Annotated in this window: 17 protein-coding genes and 1 pseudogene; 12 read left to right on the top strand and 6 right to left on the bottom strand. The window is 57.8% G+C overall.

The window, feature by feature from the left end:
• Positions 1 to 21: 21 nt before the first annotated feature.
• From lon to yhbY, 9 genes are all read left to right on the top strand, one after another.
• The gene (gene lon / locus ACUVSA_RS03680) at positions 22 to 2376 is read left to right on the top strand and encodes an endopeptidase La (protein WP_445893827.1); all 2355 of its coding nucleotides are present in this window, start codon (positions 22 to 24) and stop codon (positions 2374 to 2376) included.
• The gene (larC, locus tag ACUVSA_RS03675; protein WP_445891912.1) at positions 2367 to 3563 is read left to right on the top strand and encodes a nickel pincer cofactor biosynthesis protein LarC; all 1197 of its coding nucleotides are present in this window, start codon (positions 2367 to 2369) and stop codon (positions 3561 to 3563) included. The genes lon and larC overlap by 10 nt, the downstream gene beginning before the upstream one ends.
• Positions 3563 to 4825: a CinA family nicotinamide mononucleotide deamidase-related protein gene (locus ACUVSA_RS03670; protein WP_445891911.1), complete on the top strand. Its 1263-nt coding sequence runs from the start codon at positions 3563 to 3565 to the stop codon at positions 4823 to 4825. Before larC ends, ACUVSA_RS03670 begins: the two co-directional genes overlap by 1 nt.
• Entirely contained in the window at positions 4822 to 5403 is a 582-nt protein-coding gene (gene thpR / locus ACUVSA_RS03665; RefSeq protein WP_445891910.1) for an RNA 2',3'-cyclic phosphodiesterase, read from the top strand. The genes ACUVSA_RS03670 and thpR overlap by 4 nt, the downstream gene beginning before the upstream one ends.
• 30 nt (positions 5404 to 5433) lie before the next feature.
• A complete protein-coding gene (gene recA / locus ACUVSA_RS03660) occupies positions 5434 to 6468 on the top strand; it encodes a recombinase RecA (RefSeq protein WP_445893826.1) in 1035 nt (344 codons plus the stop codon).
• 42 nt (positions 6469 to 6510) lie between these two features.
• Positions 6511 to 9177 carry an alanine--tRNA ligase gene (gene alaS, locus ACUVSA_RS03655; protein WP_445893825.1) on the top strand — a complete coding sequence of 889 codons (2667 nt, stop codon included), beginning with the start codon at positions 6511 to 6513 and terminating at the stop codon, positions 9175 to 9177.
• 379 nt (positions 9178 to 9556) lie between these two features.
• A complete protein-coding gene (locus tag ACUVSA_RS03650; protein WP_445891951.1) occupies positions 9557 to 10543 on the top strand; it encodes a GTPase in 987 nt (328 codons plus the stop codon).
• A 451-nt stretch (positions 10544 to 10994) separates the two neighbouring features.
• The gene (locus ACUVSA_RS03645) at positions 10995 to 12320 is read left to right on the top strand and encodes a sigma-70 family RNA polymerase sigma factor (protein ID WP_445893824.1); all 1326 of its coding nucleotides are present in this window, start codon (positions 10995 to 10997) and stop codon (positions 12318 to 12320) included.
• A 77-nt stretch (positions 12321 to 12397) separates the two neighbouring features.
• Positions 12398 to 12835 carry a ribosome assembly RNA-binding protein YhbY gene (gene yhbY / locus ACUVSA_RS03640; RefSeq protein ID WP_445891953.1) on the top strand — a complete coding sequence of 146 codons (438 nt, stop codon included), beginning with the start codon at positions 12398 to 12400 and terminating at the stop codon, positions 12833 to 12835.
• A 26-nt stretch (positions 12836 to 12861) separates the two neighbouring features.
• Here yhbY and ACUVSA_RS03635 read toward each other — a convergent pair whose 3' ends face one another.
• The 5 genes and pseudogenes from ACUVSA_RS03635 to ACUVSA_RS03615 form a co-directional block, all read right to left on the bottom strand.
• A complete protein-coding gene (locus ACUVSA_RS03635; RefSeq protein ID WP_445891954.1) occupies positions 12862 to 13350 on the bottom strand; it encodes a flavodoxin family protein in 489 nt (162 codons plus the stop codon).
• A gap of 23 nt (positions 13351 to 13373) precedes the next feature.
• A pseudogene (locus ACUVSA_RS03630) lies at positions 13374 to 14090 on the bottom strand (phosphorylase family protein).
• 149 nt (positions 14091 to 14239) lie between these two features.
• Positions 14240 to 15271, bottom strand: coding sequence for a peptidoglycan-binding protein (locus ACUVSA_RS03625; protein WP_445893823.1), 1032 nt, complete (start codon positions 15269 to 15271; stop codon positions 14240 to 14242).
• Positions 15272 to 15465: 194 nt separating this feature from the next.
• On the bottom strand, positions 15466 to 16215 hold the full coding sequence (locus tag ACUVSA_RS03620) for a PAS domain-containing protein (protein WP_445893822.1): 750 nt from the start codon (positions 16213 to 16215) through the stop codon (positions 15466 to 15468).
• 395 nt (positions 16216 to 16610) lie between these two features.
• On the bottom strand, positions 16611 to 17966 hold the full coding sequence (locus ACUVSA_RS03615; protein WP_445893821.1) for a TIGR04013 family B12-binding domain/radical SAM domain-containing protein: 1356 nt from the start codon (positions 17964 to 17966) through the stop codon (positions 16611 to 16613).
• A gap of 14 nt (positions 17967 to 17980) precedes the next feature.
• On the opposite strand from ACUVSA_RS03615, the gene ACUVSA_RS03610 reads away from it, so the two are divergent.
• From ACUVSA_RS03610 to ACUVSA_RS03600, 3 genes are read left to right on the top strand one after another with little or no spacing between them, the layout of a single operon-like run.
• Complete coding sequence (locus ACUVSA_RS03610) at positions 17981 to 19405, top strand: CDP-archaeol synthase (protein ID WP_445893820.1); 1425 nt, start codon at positions 17981 to 17983, stop codon at positions 19403 to 19405.
• A 26-nt stretch (positions 19406 to 19431) separates the two neighbouring features.
• Positions 19432 to 24792: an excinuclease ABC subunit UvrA gene (uvrA, locus tag ACUVSA_RS03605; protein WP_445893819.1), complete on the top strand. Its 5361-nt coding sequence runs from the start codon at positions 19432 to 19434 to the stop codon at positions 24790 to 24792.
• A complete protein-coding gene (locus ACUVSA_RS03600) occupies positions 24785 to 25687 on the top strand; it encodes an ATP-grasp domain-containing protein (RefSeq protein WP_445893818.1) in 903 nt (300 codons plus the stop codon). The genes uvrA and ACUVSA_RS03600 overlap by 8 nt, the downstream gene beginning before the upstream one ends.
• Here ACUVSA_RS03600 and ACUVSA_RS03595 read toward each other — a convergent pair.
• Entirely contained in the window at positions 25639 to 25878 is a 240-nt protein-coding gene (locus ACUVSA_RS03595; protein WP_445891962.1) for a MoaD/ThiS family protein, read from the bottom strand. The two genes, ACUVSA_RS03600 and ACUVSA_RS03595, sit on opposite strands and share 49 nt — an antisense overlap.
• Between the last annotated feature and the right edge of the window lie 6 nt (positions 25879 to 25884).

Here is a 25884-nt window from a genome sequence, read left to right as displayed (position 1 = left end):
GCGGGAGGAAGACACCGCACCATGACCAAACCTTCATGGCCCACCGATTTGCCGGTATTGCCTCTTCGCCACACCATGCTCTTTCCTGCCATGATTCTCCCTTTGTTTCTCTCCGATGCCAACGAAAAGGCGGTGCTGGCCGAAGCCGAAAAAACCGGACGATATGTTTTTTTGGGGGCATGGTGCGGAGAGGATACGACATGTGCCCGTGAAGAACCTGACCAGCCGTCGTGGAAGGGAGCTCTGGGCTGTGTGGCCCTGATTCTCAAGAACACCCCGATGGAAGACGGCAGGGTCAAAATCCTGGTTCAAGGTATTGCCAAGGCCCGGGTCCGCCGAGTGATGGCGCGTTCATCGGGACTGATGGTCCGCGTCGAGCCTTTGGTGGAAACGGACATGCCCCTTGAAAAAAGCCTTCTCCCGCTCGTGTCTAAAGTGCGCCAAATGGGCTTGAAGCTTTTCACGCTGCGGGGCATGCACGCCGCCGACGCCGAAGCGGTGCTTCAAGGCATCTCGTCCGCAGGCCGCCTAGCCGATTTTCTGGCCATGAATTTGCACCTGGATCCCCATCAGTGCTGTCGGTTGATGGCCGTGGTGGACCCTTCGGAGCGCCTGCGTGCTGTGGCCGAAGCCCTGGCGGAGGAGTTGCAAAAGGCTGAAGTGCAGCAGGAGATTGCATCCGAAGCCGAAACGGCCCTTCGGCGCCGTCAGAGGGAACGGTACCTGCGGGAGCAGCTCAAAGCCATCCGCCGGGAACTGGGCGAATGGGACGAGGACAAGGAGGAGTGGGCCTACAGGGAAAAGATTCAGGCGGCGGGCATGAGTGCTGAAGCTTATCAGGTGGCCATGCGGGAATTGGATCGCCTCGTGCTGATGCAAAGCGATTCGGCCGAAGCGTCCCTGGTGCGCACCTACCTGGACTGGCTCATTGAAATGCCGTGGCAGCGCACCACCGAAGACCGCCTGGATCTTGGGGAAGCGGCTCGAGTTCTGGACGCGGACCACCACGACATGGAAACCGTCAAAGAGCGCATTTTGGATTTTCTCGGCGCCTGCAGCCTGAAAGGCAGCGTCAAAGGATCCATTCTATGCCTGGTGGGGCCGCCGGGAGTCGGCAAGACGTCTCTTGGCCGATCCATCGCCAAGGCCATGGGACGCCGATTCGTGCGCCTTTCCCTGGGAGGGGTTCGCGACGAGGCGGAAATTCGCGGACACCGACGCACCTACCTGGGCGCTTTGCCTGGACGCATTATTCAAGGGCTGCGCCATGCCGGGACGAAAAATCCGGTGTTCATGTTGGATGAAATTGACAAAATCGGCACCGATGCTCGTGGAGACCCCGCAGCGGCACTCCTGGAAGTCCTGGATCCCGAGCAAAACAAGGCTTTTTCGGATCATTATCTCAGCGTGGCGTTTGATCTGTCCCAGGTGCTTTTTATTGCGACGGCCAACAGCCTGGAGCATGTTCCGCTGGCTCTGGCGGACCGCATGGAAGTCCTGACCCTTTCGGGGTACACGGATAGGGACAAGCTGGTGATTGCCAGATCCTATTTGCTTCCTCGCCAGATGGAACAGCACGGCTTGCAACCGGGCGACCTCGCCCTCAGCGATTCGACCCTCACCGCTTTGGTGCGCCGGTATACACGGGAATCGGGGGTGCGGCAGTTGGAGCGGGTCCTGGGCACCTTGTGCCGAAAGGCCGCCAGGCATCGTGCCGAAGGAGGGTGTTCTCCCTTTCGAGTTTTCACAAACCGCCTGGAGCGCCTTTTGGGTCCTTCCTTGAAGGATCCTTCACTGCAGCAGTTTCCCGGTATACCCGGCGTCGCTTTGGCCTTGGCCTGGACGCCCCACGGGGGTGAAGTGCTGCGCATCGAAGCAGCCGTCATGCCGGGCAAAGGGGCCGTGGTGCTCACAGGACATTTGGGGACGATCATGAAAGAATCGGCGCAAGCGGCCTTGAGTTTCATTCGCACGCGAGCGGGCCGTTGGGGGTTGTCCTCGGATTTTCATGAAAAGACGGACGTCCACATTCATGTGCCGGCGGGCGCCGTGCCCAAGGATGGACCTTCTGCCGGCATGGCTTTGTGCGTAGCCCTTGTTTCCGCTCTGCTGCAAAAACCCCTGAGACAACCGTGCGCCATGACGGGTGAGATTTCCCTCTTGGGTGACGTGCTGCCGGTGGGTGGTTTTCGAGAAAAAGCCTTGGCGGCTGCCCGTTCGGGACTCGATCTGGTTTTGATTCCTCAAGGAAACATGGACGATGTGGCCCAGTTGCCAGCCTATGTGACACGCACTGTCCACTTTAAGGCCGCCACCCACATGGATCAGGTCTTGGGGCACCTCTTTGGCCCAGACAGGGGGGCGGCATGCGTCTAGCCTACGTGGATGCCTTTTCCGGAGCCAGCGGAGACATGATGCTGGGTGCGCTGATTGATGCCGGGGTTTCGACGGCCGCCTTGACGGAGGCCTTGGAGGCTCTTGAACTTCCAGGATGGTGCTTGGATGTGCGCCGGGAGTCTCGAGGAGCCATCACGGGCACCCGGGCTGAGGTGCGCGAAATGGGCTCACCGCCTCTTCGCCGCTTTCGGGACATTCACCACCTTATCTCAACCTCTTCCCTGCCCGATACCATTAGAGAAACAGCGCTGCGGATCTTTGACCGGCTGGCGCGGGCGGAAGCCAGAGTGCACGGCATGGCACTGGAGGAGGTGCATTTTCATGAAATCGGTGCCGTGGACACTGTGGTGGATGTGGTGGGCGTGGTGGTTGGTCTGGATCTATTGGGTGTTCAGCGGCTTTATGCGTCCCCTTTGCCCTTGGGGCGAGGTCGCATTATGTCGAGCCATGGCATGCTGCCCGTGCCGGCTCCGGCCACGGTGGCCTTGCTGGAAGGCGTGCCCGTTCGGGATGGGGGCGTGGACCGGGAATTGGTGACACCCACTGGTGCGGCCATCTTGACCGGCTTGTGCGAAGGGTTTGGACCTCTTCCCGACATGGTTCTCAGCGCGGTAGGATACGGTGTGGGGGCCCATCCGGCCGACAATCCACCCAACGTGTTGCGACTCATGGTGGGAGAACCCCAGGCTGTGTTCGCTCGGCGACGGCTCCTGATGATGGAAACCCAGATCGACGACATGAACCCGGAATTCTACGAACACCTTATGGCTTCGTGCTTTGCCGAAGGCGCTTTGGATGTGGTGCTTGTTCCTGTGTACATGAAAAAGAATCGCCCCGGGACCTTGGTCCGCATCCTCCTGGATCCTTCCCTCAAGGATCGCATGGCGGCCCGGGTTTTTTGTGAAAGCAGCACGCTGGGCGTGCGGTTTTACGAGGTGGACCGAGTGGAACTGCCTCGGGCCTTCATGGACGTGGACACGCCCTGGGGCGTGATACGGGTCAAAACGGCCGCTCTTCCTGATGGATCGGTGCGATGTCAGCCGGAATACGAGCCATGCCGGGAAGCCGCTCTGCGCAGCGGCCTTCCTCTGCCGCAGATCTACGAGGAGGTCCGGCGACGGAGTCAGGAAAAGGCGGCCAAGAAAAGTGGTGAGTCGTCAAGGTGATGGATCAAGAAAGATGTTCCGAAATTCGAGGTTCGCTTCTCACCATCGGGGATGAAATTCTCCTGGGAGATATTCTCAACACCAACGCGCATCACATTGCCGGCGTTTTGAGAGCGCACGGATTTCGATTGCAAAGGGTGGTGGTCGTGGAAGATGCCGAGGAAGCCATCGCCCTGCAGCTGGAACAGCTGACGGCACAGAGCCGATTTGTGATTGTCACGGGTGGCTTGGGGCCGACGGACGACGACCGGACCAAATCGGCGGTGACGCGGGCCTTTGCCCTTCCCATGGCGGTGGACGAAGCGGATCTCAAGGGCTTGATGGCCCGAGTGAAGGCTCGAGGCGGTCAATGGAGTGATCGGTTGGGGCGCCTCGCCCAGTTGCCTCAAGGGGCCGTTCGGCTGGCCCCGGGACGTCCCATGGCCGGCTTTTCCCTGGAGCATCGCGGAGTGCCCTGTTATTTTCTGCCGGGGGTTCCTCACGAGATGGAAACCCTGCTGCAGGAAGTGGTCCTGCCCGATCTCATGCGCCGGTTTCCTGAAAGACCCGCGTGCGCTCAACGCGTGCTTCGCATTTACGGTCTGATGGAAACGGAGATTAACGAGCGGCTGAGCGCCTTTGATGCCGTCTCTTATGGCGTCAAGGTGGGATACCTGCCGCAGACGGCGGAAAATTGGGTGACCCTCTTGGCTTCGGCCACAGACACCGCAGAAGCCCAGCGGCGCCTGAACGGGGCGGAAAAGGAGCTGGTTTCCCTTTTGGGCCTAGACTATGTGATCGGCCGAGATGACGAATCCTTGGAAAAGGTCGTGGGAACGCTGCTGCGCCAAAGGGCATGGAAACTGGCCGTGGCCGAATCTTGCACAGGGGGGCTTTTGGCGGCACGTCTGACAGCCCTCCCCGGTGCTTCCGACTATTTTGACAGAGGTTTAGTGACTTACAGCAATCAAGCGAAGAGCGAGCTGCTGGGCGTGCCGCAAGAGCTGTTGCAGACTCATGGGGCGGTGAGTCGCCCTGTGTGTGAGGCGATGGTGCAAGGGGTGCTGGAACGATCTAAGGTGCAGGCGGCCTTGGCGGTGACGGGTATTGCGGGCCCTACGGGTGGGTCGACGGAAAAACCCGTGGGCACCGTCTTTATCGGGGGTGCGGTTGGAAAGCGCACGGTGGTGGAACAGCACCATTTTCAGGGCAGTCGGCCCTTCGTGCAAGAACAGTCCGTGCAGCACGCCCTGGCTCTTTTGTGGAGGATGTTGCGATCATGATACGCACGTTCGTGGCCTTGGATCTTCCTCCAAAGGTTCAAGAGGATCTCGGTGCGTTTTGCGCGCCCTTGCAACAATTGGATGTGCCGGTCAGCTGGATTCGTCCCCATCGCGTGCACTTGACCTTAAAATTTCTCGGCAATGTTGCCCCTTCGCTCATGCAGGCCATCGGCGACGCCTTGCGTCCTGTGGCGGAAAATACCCGTCCATTTTCCTTGCGGCCCGCAGGGTGTGGTGCCTTCCCTTCCCTGCGCGAGATGCGGGTTGTCTGGATCGGTGTTCAAGGCGATTTGGGACCGCTCACAGCCCTGCAGCAAAGCGTGGAAGATGCGCTGCAGCCTTTGGGTTTTCCTAAGGAGCATCGGCCTTTTCGCGCCCATTTGACCATCGGTCGAGTCAAGGGGCGGCGTCACCTGAAGGCCCTTCAAGACACGTTGGCGGCTCGTCAAAACTATCAAGGGGTTGTTTTTGACGTCTCGGAACTCGTGTTGTATAAGAGCGATCTTAAGCCCGACGGTGCCCAGTACACCCCTTTGCAAAGATGGCCCTTGCAGGGGGGAGCCAAACTTTTGGAGTAAGGGTCTTTTGATCACAAGGAGGACCGTGCCATGACGGCACAGGCAGGCAATGATCGCCAAAAGGCTATCGACATGGCCGTGGCGCAAATTGAGCGCCAGTGCGGCAAGGGATCCATCATGCGCCTGGGCGAGGGGGCGCAGGGGGTGGAGGTTCCCGTGATCTCTACAGGGTGTCTTTCTTTGGATTTGGCTTTGGGCATCGGGGGTATTCCTCGAGGCCGCATTGTTGAGATCTATGGACCGGAATCGTCGGGCAAGACCACCCTGGCTTTGCATGTGATCGCCGAAGCCCAAAAGAAGGGAGGCTTGGCGGCTTTCATCGATGCCGAGCACGCCCTGGACGTGCACTATGCCCGCAAACTGGGCGTCAAGGTGGACGATCTGCTGATCAGTCAGCCGGACTACGGTGAACAGGCCTTAGAAATCGCCGAGATTCTGGTGCGCAGCAATGCCATCGACGTCATTGTCATCGATTCCGTGGCGGCCTTGGTGCCTAAGGCGGAAATTGACGGTGAAATGGGGGATCCGCACGTGGGGCTCCAGGCGCGTCTCATGAGCCAAGCCTTGCGCAAGCTGACGGCCGCGATCAGCAAGTCCCAGACCTCGGTGATTTTCATCAATCAGATCCGCATGAAAATCGGTGTCATGTACGGTTCACCGGAAACGACCACAGGCGGCAATGCGCTCAAGTTTTACGCCACCATGCGCCTTGAGATCCGCCGAACGGGCCCCATCAAGGAAGGGCAGGACGTGGTGGGCAACCGCACCCGTGTCAAGGTGGTCAAGAACAAGATCGCTCCGCCCTTTCGAGAAGTGGAATTCGATATCGTTTACGGGCGGGGGATTTCTCGAGAAGGCGACGTGTTGGATTTGGCGGTGGCGACCAATATCGTGGAGCGCTCGGGAACTTGGTACGCCTACAATGGTGAGCGCTTAGGGCAAGGAAGGGAAAACGTCAAGAATTTCCTTCGAGAAAACCCGGATCTGCTTCTGGAAATAGAAAACAAGGTGCGGGAACGGCACGTGCTGCCCGCGTTGAGCCCTGCGGAAGCCGCCGAGGTGTAGCACGGACATGGCGCCCAGGGTGGGCAACATAGGAGACTTTTCATGAGGGCCAGCGAAATTCGTCAAAAGTTCTTGGAATTTTTCCGCCATAAAGGTCACACCATCGTCAAGAGTTCCTCGCTCATTCCCCATGATGACCCCACCTTGCTTTTCACCAACGCGGGCATGAACCAGTTCAAGCGCTGTTTTCTTGGGGAGGAAAAACGCGAGTACAGCCGAGCGGCCTCGAGCCAAAAGTGCATGCGGGCGGGCGGCAAGCACAATGACTTGGAAAACGTGGGCTATACGGCGCGGCATCACACGTTTTTTGAAATGCTGGGCAACTTTTCCTTCGGCGATTATTTCAAGAAGGAAGCCATCGAGTTTGCCTGGGAATTTCTTACGGACCACATGGGCTTGCCCAAAGACAAACTCTACGCCACCATTCACGAAGGCGATGCCGGCATGTCCCTGGGGCCCGATGAAGAGGCTCGCCAGTACTGGAAACGCTACCTACCCGAAGAAAGGATTTTGGCCTTTTCCACCAAGGACAACTTTTGGGCCATGGGAGATACGGGCCCATGCGGACCTTGTTCGGAAATCCTCATTGACCAGGGGGAAGCCATGGGATGCGGCCGACCCGAATGCCGGCCGGGATGCGATTGCGATCGTTACTTGGAACTGTGGAACCTGGTTTTTATGCAGTTCAACCGTCGGGAAGACGGAACGCTGGAGCCGCTGCCCAAGCCCAGCATCGATACGGGCATGGGTTTGGAACGCATTGCGGCCGTCATTCAAAAGGTCCCGTCCAATTACGACACGGACCTGTTTGCTCCGATGATGAAGGCTATCGGCACGCAGGCGGGACTACGTTACGGGGACAATGCGGAAAAAGATGTTTCCTTCAAGGTCATCGCCGACCACGGCCGAGCGGCGGCCTTTCTCATCGGGGATGGCGTGCTGCCCAGCAACGAGGGCCGCGGCTACGTGCTGCGGCGGGTGATTCGCCGTGCGCTGCGCCACGGACGCTTTCTCGGTCTCAACCGACCCTTTCTGCACAGCGTTGTGGAAGCCGTCATGCATTCCATGGCCGATGTCTATCCCGAACTTCTCGACCACCGCTCTTATATTGCTCGGGTCATTCTGCATGAAGAAGAACGGTTCAGTGAGACCCTGGACCACGGTCTGAAACTGCTGCACAATGAAATGGCGCGCCTTCAAGACGAAGGCGCCCGCACCGTTCCGGGATCCCTCGTGTTCAAACTCTACGACACCTACGGGTTTCCCATCGATATTGTCACGGATATGGCCAAAAAAACGGGCATGCAGGTGGATCAAGCCGGGTTTGACGCCCTCATGGTACGGCAAAGAGAACAATCCCGCCGCCATTGGAAGGGCAGTGGCGAACGAGAGATTTCCGAAGCCTACCGCAAGCTGGCGGCCCAAGGCGTGCGCACCGAATTCGTCGGCTACCATCGGCTGGAGACGGAAAGTCAGGTTATCGCATTGATTTCAGAAGGCCTTTTCATAGAAGCGGCGGGTCCGGAAAGCCGCGTGGAAGTGGTGGTGGAACAAACGCCCTTTTACGGAGAAGCCGGAGGACAGGTGGGCGATCAAGGCCGTTTGACAGGCCCTGGCGTGAGCGCTGCCGTGGAGGATACCCTGCGGCTGCCGGGAGACATCTGGGTCCACGTGGTGCGCATCGAAAACGGCAAGTTGCGCCCTGGGGATCGTGTGACCCTAAAGGTGGATGAGATCCGTCGAAGAGACACCGCGCGCAATCACACGGCCACGCACCTTTTACATCGCGTCCTTCGCGATGTGCTGGGCGACCATGTCAAACAGGCTGGTTCCTTGGTGGCTCCTGAAAGACTGCGGTTCGATTTTACGCACTTTGCAGCGTTGAGTCCGGAAGAGCTCTTGGAGATCGAACAGCGGGTCAATCTGGCCATTCTGGACAATCGACCGGTGCACGTGCACGTGATGGCCTTTGATGAAGCCATAAGCACAGGAGCGGTCGCTCTGTTCGAAGAAAAATATGGGGAAACAGTTCGACTTGTTGAAATCGCCGACTTTAGCAAGGAACTGTGCGGCGGCACCCACACGGAACGCAGTGGCGATATCGGCTCCTTCGTCATCGTGCAGGAATCCAGTGTGGCCGCGGGCGTGCGGCGCATCGAAGCCCTCACAGGCCGTCACGCTCTGCGCTTTTGGCAGGAACAGCGCCGTTTATTGGATACGGCGGCCCGCCGCTTGAAAGTGCCGACAGAAGACGTGCCGGATCGCGTGGATAAGCTCTTCAGCCAGATCAAAGAATTGGAAAAGACCTTGGAAGCGGTGAAAAGTTCCGTGACGGCGAGAAAGTCTTTGGACCTCTTTGAGGAAGCCAAGGAGATGGCCGGGGTCAAAGTGTTGGTGCGGCGTGTGGAAGTAGTAGACCCCAAAGCGTTACGGGAGATGAACGACCGCTTCAAAGAACGTATTGGTTCCGGCGTGATGGTCCTCGGGGCCGTTCACGACGGCAAGGTGCTGCTGCTGGTGGGTGTGACCAAGGATCTGACCCATCGCATTCACGCGGGCAACCTCATCAAGGAAGTGGCGCAAGTGGTGGGGGGAAGCGGCGGAGGGCGCCCGGACATGGCCCAGGCGGGCGGCAACCGGCCCGAGAAACTTCCTGAAGCCTTGAAACTGGCCGAATCCTTGCTAGAAGCCACCCTGGTCGCTTCCTGAAGCGTTTCTGAGCGGGATTCCATCCCTTCGGTTTTTCCTCATGGCCGCAAACCCTTCGCCGGGGTTTGCGGTTACAGCCGATCCACGCGAAGGTTTTCCAAAAGCTTTTCGAGGTCGTCATCCAAGAAGGCGGCAAGAGATTCCAAAGTGAAATTCAGGCGGCACTCCGTGCAACGCCAGATTTGACGCCGTCACTGGCGCATCCACTGCAGCGGTTGACCACAATGCGGACACGAGAGCATGAAGACGCCTTTCTTGTTGGAATCTGACGCCACCTTCATACCCTCTGGGGACGCCATTGACAAGAAGGGTCGAGAAGTGCGAGGGTATAAGATTATAATTGAAGGAACAATCGCGATTCCGCGAGGAGGCGCGAGGCATGCCGGCAAATCTCCCCCCGCCCTATTTCGAAGCTGAAAAACGCTATCGCGAAGCGAAGACTCCCGAAGCCAAGATCGAAGCGCTGGAAGAAATGCTCACCATCATGCCCAAGCACAAGGGCACGGACAAGCTGCGTGCCGACCTGCGCCGCAAGATCGCCAAGTTCAAGTCCGAGGCGCGGCAAAAAAAGGGCGCAGGCCGCAAGGGCTTCGCTTACGCTATCGAAAAAGAAGGCGCCGCCCAAGTGGTGGTGGTCGGCGCCCCGAACGTGGGAAAGTCTTCTCTGGTGGGTGTTTTGAGCAACGCGTCTCCGGAGGTGGCTGAATTTCCCCATACCACATGGAAACCCACACCGGGCATGGTGCCCTATGAAAATATTCAATTTCAGCTGATCGACACACCTCCCATCAGCACAAGCTATGTGGATTCCTGGATGGCGGACCTGATTCGAAGAGCCGATATTGTGATGATCCTGGTGGACTTGAAAGCCGATCCGCTGCAGCAAATGGAGGATACTGTGGCGGTTCTTCAAGAGTTGAGAGTCTTTCCGGAAGGCCAGCCCCTGCCGCCCGATCTGCCGAAAAAACCTTTTTTGAAAAAAATGATTGTGGTGGTCAACAAGGTGGATACGGAATCGGATTTGGAGGATTTTGACGCGTTTCATGAGCTGAGCCAATGCCGCATGCCGTGTGTGGCGGTGTCCACGGCCTCGGGCCGAGGGTTGCACACCCTGCTGGACACCCTTTTTGCCCTTTCCGACGTTATTCGCGTCTACACCAAAGCGCCGGGCAAAGAACCCGACAAATCCGCCCCCTTCGTGCTTCCAAAAAAAAGCACGCTTCAGGACCTTGCAGAAAAGATTCACAAGGACTTTGTGGAAAAGCTCAAGTTTGCTAAAATATGGGGTAAGGCCGTCTTTGACGGCCAAATGGTTCAGAAAGACTATGAACTGCAGGACGGCGACGTGGTGGAGTTTCGGATCTGAAGCCGCGCGGTTCCCTTGAAGACGTTCTGAGCAGCCAGCCTCCGCGGAAAACGACCTTGCCTATCCCATTGAACACTCATGGAAATACTGTGCTTTTGGCGCAATCGTGACGGATTCCATTGACTCGACATGCACTCGAGCTTACCGTTTAACTGGACTATCGCGCCAAAAGACCGAGTTCGTGTTTCGTAAACTCGAGGAGCTTGTTGGACAAGAGGGTGAGGTGTCGGTCACGTGTACGCGGGAGTCCATCTCAGGTCGCCTTGTAGGGGCTCGTGGTGACCTGCTGCAGCGCGGGCAGGCCCCTGCAGGAATGACCACGGTAGAAATTCACCAGAGGCCCGATGAGACAGGATCGGACACGTTCGGGCAGAAGGAGGTGCGCGCACAGCATAATCACGAAGGGTCAATGAAGAGTGACCTAGGGTGTCCCGAGGGAAGGAGGATCGCCATGAAAAGTTTGTATGGGGAACGATTGGATCCTCTGTACCGCTTGTGGTTGAGCCGCGAAGCGGAGGACGACGATGAACGCCTCCTGGAGATGGGAATCCTGGGATCCGAAGAAGATCTGTTTCCTGAACCGCTAGAAGAGGAAGAATCCGTGGAGGACAAGCGCAACGGGTTGCTTCATGATGAACAAAGGGATCTTCGGCATGAGCGGTTTCCGTTCGCCCCCTCTGTGGCTGCGGAGGAGACGGAGTTGGAGGGGGATGCGGCCGTGGAATTCGACGAAGATCATGTCACGTGCTATCTTCGCGAGGTTTCTTCGTTTCCACTGCTGACTCCGGAGATGGAAATTGAGCTGGCCAAAAGGATCCGGGATGGCCAAGACCGCCTGGTGCAATTGGTGGAGTCTCACAAAGAGGATCATCCGGTGGTCAAGGACCTGCATGGCAAGGTTCGGAACCTTCTGGGCCAGGCGAAAACATTTCCCGGCGTTCGAGACAAAGTGCTGAAAGTCATTTCTCGAACCCTGCATCAGGCGGTGGCGTATGAACCGCAGAATCCGATCTTGTTGTCCATGAAAGAGACGTGTGATCGAACCATCGCTGAGATTGATGAAGCCAAGCATGCCATGGTCAAGGCGAACTTGCGCCTGGTGTTAAGTATCGCCAAACGGTATCGCGGCCGCGGCATGAGTTTTGACGATCTCATTCAGGAAGGCAACCTGGGGTTGCTCAAGGCCGTCGGGCGGTATGATCACACGAAAGGCAACCGGTTCAGTACCTATGCCACATGGTGGGTTCGGCAGAGTATTATTCGAGGGATTTACGATAAGACGCGCACCATTCGCTTACCGGTGCATTTCATTGAGTTGAAGAATCTTTTTTTCAAAGTCTTTCACGAATTGGTGAAGGAATTGGGCCGTGAACCCACGGCGGAAGAAATCAGTCATCGAGCCAACATTCCACCGGATAAAGTGGAAATGGTGCTCAGTTTGATCAGCCAGCCCTTGTCGTTGGAGATGCCCGTGGGGGATGACGAGCAGCGGCTGAGCGATTTTATCGAAGATGTGGCGTGTGCTTCGCCGGCTCAAGGGTGTGAAACCAATGAATTGAGTGAAGTTACGCGGGAAATTTTGGCCAGCCTGCAGCCCAGGGAGGAGAAAATTCTGCGGTTGCGGTTTGGTTTGGGGGGGCGGCCCGGCGAGACTTTGGAAAAGATCGGCAAGAGTTTCAAGGTTTCCAAGGAAAGGATTCGCCAAATCGAAAAAAAGGCTTTGCGCAAGCTGCGTCATCCCAGTAAGCAGGAACTCTTAAAGCCTTACTTGGACTAAGGTTTGGTTGACCACAAAGATGCAGGATCCGGCCCATGACAGCAGGCCGGATCATTTTTGTTTCATGGAGGCAAGGCATGGACAAAGGCAACAACAAGGGACCGTGGTGGCACCAGAATACGGACCTTTCCCTTTTGGCGTGGGACCCTGTGCCGCGGGAAGTGCTCACGGGCAAGCAGCGCGGCTATTTGAAATCATTGGCGCACAAATTGAGCCCTGTGGTACGCATCGGCCAGGAAGGAGTGAGCGCGGCGGTGATTGCCGAGATCCGCAAGCAACTCCTTCACCACGAATTGATCAAGGTCAAATGGCTGGGGCTGTCGGGAGAGGACAGCCCCAAGAGGGAACAAGCTGCAGATTTGGCCCGCACCGTAGGGGCTCATTTCATCCAACTGGTCGGCCAGGTGGTGGTGCTGTACCGGGCACCCGATGCCGGCGCTCTCGAGGAGGGCCGTTCGCCCAAGATCCGTTTACCCCGGAACCCGACGCATACCTCTGCCAAAGAAAGCTCTTGAATCGAGTAGCCCCGGCCTTATGCACTTCAGGAAGCCCCGTGCAGTTTCAGGCACAGTTCCGCCACGCGGCGACCCAGCTTGCGCGCGTTTTCCGCTGTTTTTTCATCGGGTGCGCCGACGCACGCCACACCGTAATGCCCGGTGGCGGACAGGGGATCGCCCACCACGATCATGCCGTAGATCAGAAAGCACTGCAGAATGGACAAGATGGTGGTTTCCTTGCCGCCCGTGGGATCTCCCGACGTGGCAAAAGCGGCTCCCACCTTGTTTTCCATTTTCTTGCGCACACCAACGAACTCGTCAAAGACCCGCTTGAGATCCGTGGCCATGACGCCGAAATAGACCGGGGAGCCTGCGATGATGCCCGCCGCATTGACAAAATCGTCCCGGGTGACGTCCTGCGTGGATCGCAATACGGCGGTGACACCATCCACGGATTGCACGCCTTCGGCCACAAACGCGGCGAGCTTTTTCGTGTTGCCGCTTCGCGAATAATACAAGACAAGCACTTCCATAGCCTTTTCCCCTTTCACATCGCTTACCATTCACTGCTCAGACGGCGGGACACATCCGCCCAGTTGGCTTCGAGGGATTTCACCGCCTCGAGGCCCAGTTCCAGGTGGGTGGGCATATATTCCGCATAGATCATCTGGTGCAGCTCCTTGCTCTTGATCCCTTTGCGCTGCAAGGGCATGTCGGAGACCAGCATGATCGACCCGATGGGCACTTCGTAGTGATAAGACACGGAAAAGAGCGTGGCCAGTTCCATTTCAATGGCCAGAATCCGTTGCCTTCTCAGGTACGAGACGAATTCCTCATCGTATTCTCACAAGCGCCGATCGGTGGTGTAGACGATGCCGCATTTGGGCTGAATTCCTACCCTTTTGACGGCGCCGATACAAAAAAGATTGACCGACGAAGCCGGAATGGCGGGAAATTCCGGCGGAAGATAGTGGCGGCTGGTGCCTTCACCTCGAATGGCGGCGGAAGGAACCACGAAATGGCCGAGTTCCAGAGTATCGTCAATGCCGCCGCACATGCCCAGCATGATGACCGATTTGAGTCGATCCAGGTAGGCCAGGCAGTGAATAAGTAAGGCCGCCTGTGGGCTGCCGATGCCAAAGTCGATCAGCGTGCAGTTGAGATCCGGCGCGTTGACCAGCCGAAAATTGCCTTCGCTTCTTTCCCCGCCTGTCTTTTGCTGAAACCAGTCGGCGTACTTCTTGAAATTCGTAATCAGGAAATGCTCACACATTCGATCCAACGGGAAACCCGTGTAGCGCTCCAAAGTCTGTCGAACATACTCGTGTTCTTTCAATCCCATGGCCTTCGTACCTTACAGCCGCTTCCCGCACCCGCAGAAACGACAGGCGGTTTGATGAAAGGGGTTTCCGGCAAATCTCCTCACTTGGCCAATTCGGCCGCCGTGGCGGCATCTAGGCGTCCCGTGACAGGAAGGCCTTTGTCGGCCTGAAAGTTCATCAAAGCCTGCCGAGTGGCCTGACCCATTTTTCCATCCGGTGTTCCGGCTTCATAGCCCAACGCATTAAGCTTTCTTTGGGCTTCCTTAAGGGTCAGTGTGGCCCCTTGATAGCCGCCGGGTTGGCTGCTTCCTTCCACGCCCAGGCGGCCGCCCGTGCCCAATTGGCGATCACCCATGGTTTGGGGCGTGTAAGCCTTGGCCACGCGCACCAACTGGTTGTAGGCATCCATAAAGGCCCCGGCAATAACCTTTCCTTGAGGCGTATTCGTATAGCCGCCCAAGGCGCCGCCGGCACTGCCGCCAAAGATGGCTCCCCCTAAGTCCCAATCGAAATTCTTGGAACTGCCTTCGGCCGCCCCCACCTGGACGCCGGATCGGTTGTCCACGAGCATGAGCATGACAGCGGCCTCATTGGCCTTGAGACCCCCTAAAATCGCCCCAGCAACGGCGCCTCCAATGCCGAAGCCACCTAGGGCGGCACCGGCCCCGCCGGTTCCTTTCTGGCTGATCATCACTTCAGGGATCAGCGAATAGTCCGCGCTCACCATCTGGCCCTTACCGAAATTGCTGCCGGCCCGCAGTTCACCCGTCTGCTGCAGCGCTCTTTCTCCCATCATGGTCTTCATGGCACGGCCTCGATCCACCACGATGAAGCAATTGGATTGCTGAATCAAGAGTCTGAGAACAGGGACCGTGGAGGTCAGTTTGTATTGGCCTGTGAGGTAGTGGTACCAGTCGGAGTTTTGGTCTTCCTCCACCGCGATGGTGCCCAGGGGCTGGCCACAGCGCTCCAGGGAAGCGTTCACATTGGCGCTGGTCGCTCCACCGGCGCTTCCCGTGGCCACCGTCTTGGCTGATGAATCCCCGACCTGGACGGGCATACTGCCGCATGCGCTCAAAAATGCCGCGCCAATAAACAAACCAAGCATCAGCGTCCAAGATTTCCTGAACATGGATTTCCTCCTTCTTTTGCGTGAACAAGCCGTCATTTTCTTCGTTCTGTCCACTCTGGATGGTCTCGATGGCTGTGAAATCTCGAGCCGAGGGTGCAGCCCGAAGCGCATCACCTCCCTTCCAGTCCGATTTTTCTCCTGGATTCTTCACGGGGCTTGATGGGTCGACAGAAATCCGCCGTGGTTCGGTCCTTTTACGTGTCGCTTAAGGCCTTTTCCCTCTGCATCTTTTCATAAACGTCCGGGTACAATTTTTTCATGCATTCGGGGCATATGCCATGGGTGAATAGAATGTCGCTATGCTTTCGAAAATAGTTTTCCAGCTTTTCCCAATAACCCTGGTCGTTACGAATCTTCTTGCACGAACTACAGATGGGAAGAAGCCCGCTCAGGATTTTCACCTCGGAAAGGGCTTTTTGAAGCTCTTCAATGAGCTGCTCCCTTTCTTGTTGCAATCGCTTCAAGGCGGTGATGTCGGTGATGAAACCTTCCAGGGCCACCAGGGTTCCATCTTCGGACCATATGCCACAGCTTTTTTCCCACACCCATTTTTCTTCATTGTCTTTGGTGCGGATTCGATAATGCAAAATAAAGGGATCCCGCTGTGACAAAGAATCCTGCACTGCTTCATAGACGGCATCACGGTCATCGGGGTGAATGAGGTCGCCGTAGCTTAACGTCTGATTGCCGATAAGATCTTCAGGATGATACCCCGTGAGGGCGATCACTCCCTCGCTGACAAATTCCATGGTCCAGGAGGGGTCGTTGCGACAGCGGTAGGCCATCCCTTGAAGGTTGCCAAGAAGGGTCCGAAGCATATGCCGATTTTCCTCCAGCTCCCTGGTTCTTTCCTGCACTTGTTTTTCAAGAGACTGCCGATACTTCATGACTTCCTCCTCGGCCTCGCGTAAACTCGTGAGCATCTTTTGCAAAGCTTTTCCCATGGCGTCTTTTTCGGAAGCCATGTTCACGTCCAGATCCAGTCTTCCCCCAGGCGCCAGGTGGGCCCACCAGGTGGCCTGTGGCGGCCGTGTGCTCCAAGTATCGGCGCATCTCCTGAGAGGCCCCTTGCGCTTCCTGAAGCTAGCTGATGATTTGGTCACAGGCCATAGAGGAGAAAGAGTCCGCGGCATCGGGAACGGGCGCGTCAGCACAAGGAGGCTCAGCGCAAGGGGCGTGCAGAGCAGGGCTCGAAGAAGCCGAGGGGGATGAACATGTAGGTAGGCCCCACATGATGGCCTCCATGGGTTGAGGACGTGCAAGAAAACAGGGCGGGAAGCATGGCTCTACCCTCAGGTCAGCCGAATTACCCTCAGGTCAGCCGAATGAGTATCAAAATCTAAAAGCTGTGACCAGGGAAAAAACGCTTGGCTTCCCGAAGCGCTTGGAGGGCCAGCCGCGCCTGGGCTTTCCATTGGCCGAAGAGTTTTCCTTGAGAGATCAGCCTTTCCATGCGGGCTTGAATGGTGTCCGGAATGGGTTCGGGTTTTCGTACTCCCCATGGAGAGCCGGGCAAAGGCATAAAGGTGTGCGCATGGATTCTTGCGCCCGTTTCGGCCAGTTCTTCCATAAAGTCCACCGACCGGGACATCTGCTCGTAGGTTTCGTCGGGCAAACCCAGAATGAAGTCCACCACGGGCCGAATGCCGAAGCTCTTGGCCACAGCGCAGGCTCTTCGCACATCTTCCACACTGTGGCCTCGATTCATCCGCTGGAGCATGTGAGGATCTCCGCTTTGCGCTCCCATGACGATTTGGCGGTTGTCGGCGTAGCGAACGAGCAATTCCATGAGGTGCGGCTGAACCCATTCGGGGCGGACTTCCGAAGGAAAGGTGCCGAAAAAGATACGTCCGGCATGGGACACACGATGGCGTAAGCCCGAGAGCAGCTCCTGCAGGGCCGCCGCGTTGGGACGTCGTCCATCGGGGGAACCGTATGCCAAGGCATTGGGGGAGATGAAGCGAAGATCCATGCGGCCCGCTTCGACCATGGCTTCCACGGCACGAAAGATCGCCTTTGGGCTTCGGTGGCGTATGCTGCGCCCCTTGAGGCGGGGCGTCTGACAGTAGCGGCACCCATAGGGGCAACCGCGGGTAATTTCGATAGGCCCGAACTTCCCGTGAGCCACAGGTAGTGCCGGAACATCTTCCAGGAACGCTTTCAAAGGTTGTCCTGTAAACACCACTCCGGTGGGCGTGTCCAGATACAGACCGGGAATAAAGTGCAGGGAAGCCTTACGAGCCCATTGCCCGACGAGTTGCGGAAAAATCGGTTCTCCATCGCCGCGGCACACCACATCAAATCCGGCTCGAAGCACTGAGCGCGGACTCGCGGAAGGGTGAGGCCCTCCGGCGGCCAGCATCAGGCGACCCCCTTTCCTCAAGGGCTGAAGCGCGCGCACTTCCTGAGCCGTTTCCGGCCATTGGGGCGACATGAAGGAATAGACCACCATGAGCCGATCGTGGGTTTCCAGCCATCTGTGCAACGTGCTGACGGCCTCGGCCTTCGTCCTGGTGTTGAGCCAGAGAATCGGTGTAAGATGATTTTGTGGTTGGGCTTCCAAGCAAGCCAACAGGGCCAGAAAACTGTAACGGTTCCAGGGCTGACAGCGAAAGACGACGGCGTGCGGCGCGCGCTCGGACCTGGAACACATCGCATCATACCTGGAATGATATTTTCCCATTTTCATTGTCATCAAGGACACGTGCCATGCCCATGCAGATTTTCTTGAGCGCTCTGCTGCTCTTGTGGCTTGTCAACTTTGCACCTCCATTGCTGGCGTTTCTTTTGGACCAGCGATGGTCGACACCCCTGGACCATGGCCGCCCCTTTTGGGATGGTAAGCCTCTTTTTGGGCCGCACAAGACCATCCGTGGCATGGTGAGCGCCGTGGTCACCGGCTGCGCGGTTGCTCCGCTCCTGGGCTTTCCCTGGCTCGTGGGTGCCGCCGCCGCCCTTTTGAGCATGGCCGGGGATCTTTTTTCCAGCTTCATCAAGCGGCGGTTGGATCTGCCCAGCGGCAGTGCGGTGCCCGTCCTGGACCAGGTGTTCGAAGGGGCGTTTCCCCTCGTGGTGCTCTCTTCCCGCGTGGGCACCCATCCGGCCGTGCTGCTGAGCCTCCTTGTCATTTTTTGTGTTGGCGCTTACGCAGGATCCCATTTTTTCAAAAAGATTTTCTTGCAGCAACCTTTTGAAGGCTATCCCAGACCGGTGAAGACGCGTGTTCGCTTTCGAGAACTCACCAGTTGCCAGATTCGGTCCGCACCCTGGGCGGACATGTTTCATTTTGAAGACGTGGTCCTGTACCGCCTGATCATGAACAGGGTGTTTCACTGGCTGGGGCTCCTGGAACCCGGTAAAGGCAATGCCTTGAACATACAAACACGGCGCCTGACCTTGACGTTTTCGAATCTTCCCGAGGCCTTTGAGGGCTATGAAGTGCTACTCATGACCGATCTGCACCTGGATGGCTTGGACGGCCTGCTGGAGCGGCTTCAGGGGCTGTTGGCTGATGAGCCTGTGGACCTCTGCCTTTTAGGTGGGGATTACCGCATGGAAAATTACGGGCCGAGCGACGAAGCCGTTCGGCGCCTGAAGCGCCTCGTACCGCACATTCGCGCTCGCGATGGGGTGCTGGCGGTTCTGGGCAATCACGACTGTCCGGAAATGGTGACCGCCCTCAAAGACGATGGGATACGTTTCCTCGTCAACGAAGCCCACTGTCTGCAGCGGGGTTCGAGTTGTCTGTGCGTTGTCGGCGTTGATGACCCCCATTATTATCGCGCCGACGATCTGCCGGAAGCCTTGAGTGACGTCCCTTCCAACTCCTTTGTCATTCTTTTGGTGCATTCTCCGGAAATCGCCCATCAGGCTGCTCGTTATGGCGTTCGTTTATATCTGTGCGGCCATACCCACGCCGGCCAGATTCAGATTCCTCGCATCGGCCCTCTGTTCACCCACAGCCGCTCCCCGCGCTCCCTGGTCCAGGGGCTCTGGAAATATCAAGGCATGGTCGGTTATACGAGTGCGGGCGTGGGTGTTTCCGGTTCTCCCGTGCGATTTCAAACCCATGGCGAAATCGTTCGCATCACCCTCAGAAAGGCGTTCGGACAACCGAGCGACACCCCCGCGTGAGGGTGAGATTCGGCACAGAAAGACCCATGAACAAGAAACCGTTAGCTGAAGAAACCGCTGCCATTCGCTTGCGCGGCGTGCGCCAGCACAACCTTAAAAATGTGCATCTTGATATTCCTTTGTACCGTCTCATTGCCGTGAGCGGCGTGAGCGGATCGGGGAAATCCAGCCTTGCCCTGCACACGTTGTATGCCGAAGGACAGCGGCGGTATGTGGAAACCTTTTGCCCTTACGCAAGGCAATTTCTGGAAAGGATGGATCGGCCCGACGCGGATGTCATTGATGGCATTCCGCCATCCATTGCCATCGAATCGGCCGTCACCGTGCGCAGTTCCCGCTCTTCCGTCGGCACCATGACGGAAATCACCGATCATTTGAAGTACCTTTACGCCTTGATGGCCGTCCCCAACTGTCCTACATGCGGCGCCGAGATTCATCCAGCGGATTCCGAAACGGTTTTTCAACGGCTGGAGCATCTCCCGCCCCATGCACGCGTGCTTGTGGCTTTTCCCTATCGCCCGGCGGGGAAAAAGTGGGTTCAGGAGCTGGTGTCTCAGGGGTTTCTACGCCTCTTTGACTCAGGCAAAGTGCTGGACCTTGAGGCTTTGTCCCGGGAAGAGATCGCCCGACGCAGTGCACAAGAGATTTTGGTGGTCGTGGACCGCCTGGCCTGGTCCAAAGCGGAACCGGCCCGTGTGAAAGATTCCCTTCGCACCGCCTTTATGATGGGCCGCGGGGAAGCCGTCGTCGGGGTGTTGGACGGCGAAACGTGGCGATTCTCCCAAGATCTGAAGTGTGCTCGGTGCGGCGTGAGCGTGGAAGCGCCGTCGCCGAATCTTTTTTCATTCAACAGCCCTTTAGGGGCGTGTCCGCAATGTCGAGGCTTTGGGCGCATCATTGATGTGGATATGGATCTGGTGATTCCAAATCCACGGCTTTCCTTGCGGCAGGGAGCCATTCGTCCGTGGACGCCGGACCGCATGGAATACGCAGAACTTTTGGAATTTTGCCACAAAGAGAACATTCCCGTCGACGTCCCTTTTCAGGATCTGCGCGAGCTCGATCGTCGCAAGATCATTGAAGGCCATAAGGACTTCTATGGCATTCGAGGATTTTTTCAATGGCTGGAATCGAAAACCTACAAGATGCACGTGCGGGTGTTTCTGTCTCGGTACCGGGCCTACGTGCCCTGCCCTCGATGCGGTGGAACTCGGTATGGAGAAGCCGCGCGGTTGTATCGGCTTCGTGGCGTGGCCATTCATGAACTGTGCGCCTGGCCTGTGAAACGCAGTCTGTCCTTTTTTCAGGCCTTGGAAAACACGTGCCGAAAAGACTCCGCGGAAGCCCTGCTTGTCCAGGAAATCCGCAACCGGCTGCAGTTCCTTGTGGATGTGGGCCTGGACTACCTCACCCTGGACCGCCAGTCCCGCACCCTTTCGGGCGGCGAGGTGCAAAGGGTCCATTTGACGCGAGCCTTAGGTTCCGCCCTGACCCACGTCCTGTATGTGCTGGACGAGCCCAGTGTCGGACTGCACGCTCGGGATCAAGAGCGGCTGATGGGTCCGTTGCGCCGACTTGTTTCCCTGGGCAACACGGTGGTCCTGGTGGAACACGATCCGGACATCCTGCGCATGGCCGATGTGGTCATTGACATGGGGCCACTGGGAGGGGATCAGGGCGGCCAAGTGCTCTACATGGGCCCTCCTCAAGGCCTCGCTCACGTACCCCAAAGCCTGACCGGACACTATCTTTATCGGACACCGACAGCCGCCAATAGCCGTGCCAAGCGGCGCCCCCGGCCAAGGCTTTTCAGGGCGATCACAGTCAGGGGCGCAAGGGAAAACAACCTGAAGGACCTCACCGTGTCCTTTCCTCTGGGATGCCTGATCGGCGTGAGCGGGGTATCCGGTTCCGGCAAGAGCACGCTCGTTGAAACCACACTCTACAACGGCTGGCGCCGCCTTCGAGGTCTGCCCGGAGACCCCCCGGGCCGCATGGAGACCATCGAGGGGATCGACGCCATTGCCGACATGGTTCTTGTGGATCAACGCCCTGTCGGGCGGACGCCGCGGGCCAATCTGCTCACTTACACCAGGGTCTTGGATTCCTTGAGAAAGCTGTTTGCGGCCACGCCTGAAGCCCGTCTTCGAGGATTCGGGGAAGGCCATTTTTCTTTCAACGTTCCCGGAGGGCGCTGCGATCACTGTAAAGGCGAAGGGTTTGTCAAGATCGAGATGCAATTCCTCGCCGATGTCTACGTGCGTTGTCCGGCCTGTGACGGGCGACGTTTCCGCCCCGAGGTGTTGCACGTGCGGCTGAGGGGCTTGTCCATCGCCGATATCCTGGAAAAAACAGCTCGCGAAATCCTGGAGGTCTTTGGCGATGTCGAGCCTGTTCGAAAGGCTTTGGAGCCGGTGGTGGCCATCGGTTTGGACTACCTAAGGCTTGGCCAACCCTTGACCATGTTGTCGGGAGGCGAAGCGCAACGCGTGAAACTGCTCCGCTACCTGGGACCACAGCGGTCCATGGTGGGACACAAGGGCATCTTTTTTATCCTGGATGAGCCCACGGTGGGCCTCCATCCCCATGATCTGCAAAAACTCATCGCCATATTAAACCGGTTGGTGGATGAAGGGCATACGGTGTTGGTTGTGGAGCACAACCTGGAGTTGTTGGGCGCCTGTGACTGGATTATCGACTTGGGGCCCGAAGGTGGGGATGAAGGGGGACGCTTGGTGGTTTGCGGGACGCCGGAAGAGGTGGCGGCGCATCACGGCAGTCATACCGGGCGGTATCTGAAAAACCGATATTTCGCGCACAGCGACGTCCCCACGCTCCGAGCGGCTTGTGACGAAAATCGCTCGAACCCCACGCCGCGACTCGTGGAAAAGCCCTCGCACATTATCCTTCGAGGCGCCCGGGAGCATAATCTCAACATCCAAGAGCTGCATCTGCCCCTACAGCACATGACCGCCTTTACCGGACTCAGCGGTTCTGGAAAATCATCCTTGGCTTTTGACATTCTCTTTGCCGAGGGGCAGAGGCGGTACCTGGAGTGTTTGTCCACCTTTGTGCGTCAATATTTCAAGATTCTGGAAAAACCCGACGTGGATCAGATTTTTGGGCTTCCCCCCACGGTGGCTATTGAGCAGAGAGCGTCTCAATTAGGGCGAAAATCCACCGTGGGGACCATCACGGAAATTTACCATTTCCTTCGACTGGCCTTTGCGCGCTTGGGGCACCAACACTGTCCTCAGTGCGGCATGCCTCTCAAGGCCATGAATCCTGAAACCATCGTGCATCTGGTGGACAGCGCTTTGCGCGAAAGGGGCGGGCGCCTGTTGGCCCCTTTAGTGCGGGGGCGCAAGGGGATTTACAAGGACCTCTTTCTTCGATTGAGCTCCATGGGCTTTGATCGTGTCCGTATCGACGGCGTGTTGCATTCTCTGGTGCCTCTACCATCTGTGGCGCGACATCGAGAGCACGACATTGAGGTTGTGGTATTGGATACAGAGGCCGGGGGCGCGTTGCACGAACGTTCTTGGCAAAGACAGATTCACCAAGCGCTCAAACTGGGGGGAGGCACGGTGGTCGTTTCGGGAACCGAGGATCTGTTCTTCAGCCAGCATGTGATGTGCCCCCGATGCGAAAAGAGTTATGCCCCTTTGGATCCTCGTCTTTTCTCTTTTAACAGCCGTCACGGCATGTGTCTGCAATGCGACGGCACCGGCCTCGACGGCGGGCGACCATGCCCGGAATGCCATGGCGCACGCCTCAGCGCGCAAGCGCGGGCGGTGCGCCTCAAAGGCTATTCCATCACCGAACTCGCCGAGCTGCCTCTGTGGGCCTTTCAAGAAACATGGAGCCGGCTGCCCTTTGAAGGCGCCGAACGGGCCGTTGCTGAACCGATATCCAGGGAGATGATCGAAAGAGTGGGCTTTCTCATGAACGTGGGCTTGGATTATCTGACACTCAACCGATCCGGTGAGACCCTTTCCGGAGGGGAAGCTCAGCGCATTCGGTTGGCCGCCCAGCTGGGATCCAACCTTCGCGGCGTCTGCTATATTCTCGATGAACCCACCATCGGGTTGCATCCCGCGGATCATCGCAAGCTGTTGAAAAATCTTCGAGCCTTAACCGACAAGGGGAACACGGTCCTCGTGGTGGAACATGACGAGGACACGCTGCGGGCTGCGGACCATGTGGTAGAATTGGGCCCCGAAGCGGGCAGCGGCGGGGGGCGAGTGGTGGCTCAAGGGTCGTTCCAGGATCTGGTGCGCCGGCCGGACACGCTGACCGGCACGTGGTTCGGCCGCACCTGTGCCGAGTGGTTTTCGCAACCCAAACGCCCGATCCCTGGGCCCGACGGCTGGCTTGTGCTTCGAGGAGCCCGTGCCAACAACCTCAAAAGCATCGACGTGCAAATCCCGTTGGGAGCCTTTGTGTGCGTGACCGGGGTTTCCGGCTCGGGCAAGAGCTCCCTCGTCTATGACGTGCTCAAAGAGGCGCTCCAAGCCGTGCGCCTCAAGGGACACCTTGACGCCACAGTGCCCTTAAACGATCTGGAAGGTTGTGCTCCGGTGCGCCGCCTCGTGGAGGTGGACCATACGCCTATTGGCAGAACACCCCGCTCCACGCCCGCCACCTATGTGGGCATATGGGATGAGATCCGCAAGCTCTTTGCCACCGTGCCGGAAAGCCGGGTGCGGGGATTTGGGCCGGGGCGGTTTTCGTTCAATGTCAAAGGAGGGCGCTGTGAAGTGTGCCGAGGGCAGGGGCGCGTTCGTGTGGCCATGAGTTTTCTTCCAGACGTGACCGTGCCCTGTGAGGCCTGTGGTGGAAAGCGTTTCAATCGGGAAACTCTTGGCATAGCGTATCGCGGAGCTTCCATTGCCGACGTGTTGCACATGACCATTGCCGAGGCCCGTCATTTTTTTTCTTCGGTGCCTTCCATTGTGCGACCGCTGGTGGTGCTGGACGATCTGGGTCTGGGGTATTTGACCTTGGGACAACCCAGTCCGACCCTTTCCGGAGGGGAAGCCCAGCGTATCAAACTGGCGGCGGAATTGACCAATCACCGCGTCCACACGCTCTATCTGTTGGATGAGCCCACCACCGGGCTACATCGGGCCGACATCGGCAAGCTCCTGGGCGTGCTTCGAGCCCTCACCGTGCAGGGCCACACCGTCGTGGTCATCGAACACAATATGGATGTGGTGGCGGCGTGCGATTATGTGGTGGATCTGGGACCGGGCAGCGGAGACCATGGAGGGCGCGTGGTGTTCAGCGGAACACCCGAGCAGATGCTGCACGACGCCCGGGATTCCCTGACCGCGGAAGCCCTTCGGCGTCACATAAGGCAGGACGACAAGGAAAGCGATGCATGAAAAGGCCACAGGCATGATCCTTTCGTATCATCCAGTGATTCCAGGGGATGTGAATCGGTTGTGTGCCGGTCGTGAACCCGATGAGGAAGATCGGCGATGGATGCAACGTGCCGCCGCTATCCTTCTGCCTCAGGGATGTTCGGAATCCCTGTACCGCATGGCGGTGAGACATTGCCGCCATGTCTTTCCGAATTATCGCATGCGGTTCTTGTATCCCGGAAAAATCGGGGATATTCGCCTCTTTCGCGCTCTTGGGCTTCCCCATCCCGTGAGTCACGTTTTCCATTCCGTCAAGCACTGTCCGGCCTCTTTTTGGAACGACCTTCGCTATCCTGTGGTCCTCAAGAGTGCCTACGGCGGGGAAGGTTCCTTGGTTTTCAAGGTCGAAAGCGCCCAAGAAGTATGCAAACCGTTGACGATCTTTGAGGGTATGGAGCGCAGTGGGTTTGGCGGCTTTGTGGTGCAGCCGTTTGTGGAAAACGACGGCCGAGACCTGCGGGTTGTCGTGATCGGAGGCACGGTGATCAGTTACTGGAAGGTTCAAAGGGACCCGACAAATTTCTTACATAATACTTCCCGTGGGGCCGTCATCGATGGGAAAAGCGATCCGGATATGCAGGAGGAAGGCCGTGCATGGGTGCGCTTCCTGTGCCGGCGCACGGGAATCAACCTGGCCGGCTTAGATCTTTTGTTTCCGGACAGAACACTTCACCCCGGACCCCCACCTCTGTTCTTGGAGATCAACTACTACTTCGGCCGCAAAGGCCTTGGCGGGAGCGAAAGGTTTTACGCGCTTCTGGAACGGGAAGCCCGCGCATGGCTTCAGGCCTTGGGGCTGTTCGACGCTCAGCCGCCGCCCACGGACGGGAATAAGGCCACCCGCTCGTCTCCCTGAAGGACCGTGGTCCAAGAGGCCGCGACACCGTTGACCATGATCAACTTGACATCTTCCGCAGGCAGCCGCAACAGCTCCACCAGGCCTTTCACGGTGGTTCCCGCCGGCACGGTCACGCTCAGGCCCGTCATGGGATCGTAGTCGGGAACATGGTGTCGCAGTGTGGCTGCCAAGAGCACGAGCAAAGGCATGAGTTT

The organism is Desulfosoma sp., assembly GCF_052743555.1.
This window is presented reverse-complemented; position numbering and strand designations above follow the sequence as displayed.

What these genes read in the sequence shown, in the direction of transcription:
- ACUVSA_RS03615 (WP_445893821.1), bottom strand. Translation starts at nt 17,966, where the DNA reads ATGACAATGAAAATGGGAAAATATCATTCCAGGTATGATGCGATGTGT.
- ACUVSA_RS03650 (WP_445891951.1), top strand. Translation starts at nt 9,557, where the DNA reads ATGCCGGCAAATCTCCCCCCGCCCTATTTCGAAGCTGAAAAACGCTAT.
- ACUVSA_RS03645 (WP_445893824.1), top strand. Translation starts at nt 10,995, where the DNA reads ATGAAAAGTTTGTATGGGGAACGATTGGATCCTCTGTACCGCTTGTGG.
- alaS (WP_445893825.1), top strand. Translation starts at nt 6,511, where the DNA reads ATGAGGGCCAGCGAAATTCGTCAAAAGTTCTTGGAATTTTTCCGCCAT.
- ACUVSA_RS03670 (WP_445891911.1), top strand. Translation starts at nt 3,563, where the DNA reads ATGGATCAAGAAAGATGTTCCGAAATTCGAGGTTCGCTTCTCACCATC.
- ACUVSA_RS03595 (WP_445891962.1), bottom strand. Translation starts at nt 25,878, where the DNA reads ATGCCTTTGCTCGTGCTCTTGGCAGCCACACTGCGACACCATGTTCCC.
- recA (WP_445893826.1), top strand. Translation starts at nt 5,434, where the DNA reads ATGACGGCACAGGCAGGCAATGATCGCCAAAAGGCTATCGACATGGCC.
- yhbY (WP_445891953.1), top strand. Translation starts at nt 12,398, where the DNA reads ATGGACAAAGGCAACAACAAGGGACCGTGGTGGCACCAGAATACGGAC.
- thpR (WP_445891910.1), top strand. Translation starts at nt 4,822, where the DNA reads ATGATACGCACGTTCGTGGCCTTGGATCTTCCTCCAAAGGTTCAAGAG.
- uvrA (WP_445893819.1), top strand. Translation starts at nt 19,432, where the DNA reads ATGAACAAGAAACCGTTAGCTGAAGAAACCGCTGCCATTCGCTTGCGC.
- ACUVSA_RS03635 (WP_445891954.1), bottom strand. Translation starts at nt 13,350, where the DNA reads ATGGAAGTGCTTGTCTTGTATTATTCGCGAAGCGGCAACACGAAAAAG.
- larC (WP_445891912.1), top strand. Translation starts at nt 2,367, where the DNA reads ATGCGTCTAGCCTACGTGGATGCCTTTTCCGGAGCCAGCGGAGACATG.
- ACUVSA_RS03625 (WP_445893823.1), bottom strand. Translation starts at nt 15,271, where the DNA reads ATGTTCAGGAAATCTTGGACGCTGATGCTTGGTTTGTTTATTGGCGCG.
- lon (WP_445893827.1), top strand. Translation starts at nt 22, where the DNA reads ATGACCAAACCTTCATGGCCCACCGATTTGCCGGTATTGCCTCTTCGC.
- ACUVSA_RS03600 (WP_445893818.1), top strand. Translation starts at nt 24,785, where the DNA reads ATGCATGAAAAGGCCACAGGCATGATCCTTTCGTATCATCCAGTGATT.
- ACUVSA_RS03610 (WP_445893820.1), top strand. Translation starts at nt 17,981, where the DNA reads ATGCCCATGCAGATTTTCTTGAGCGCTCTGCTGCTCTTGTGGCTTGTC.
- ACUVSA_RS03620 (WP_445893822.1), bottom strand. Translation starts at nt 16,215, where the DNA reads ATGGGAAAAGCTTTGCAAAAGATGCTCACGAGTTTACGCGAGGCCGAG.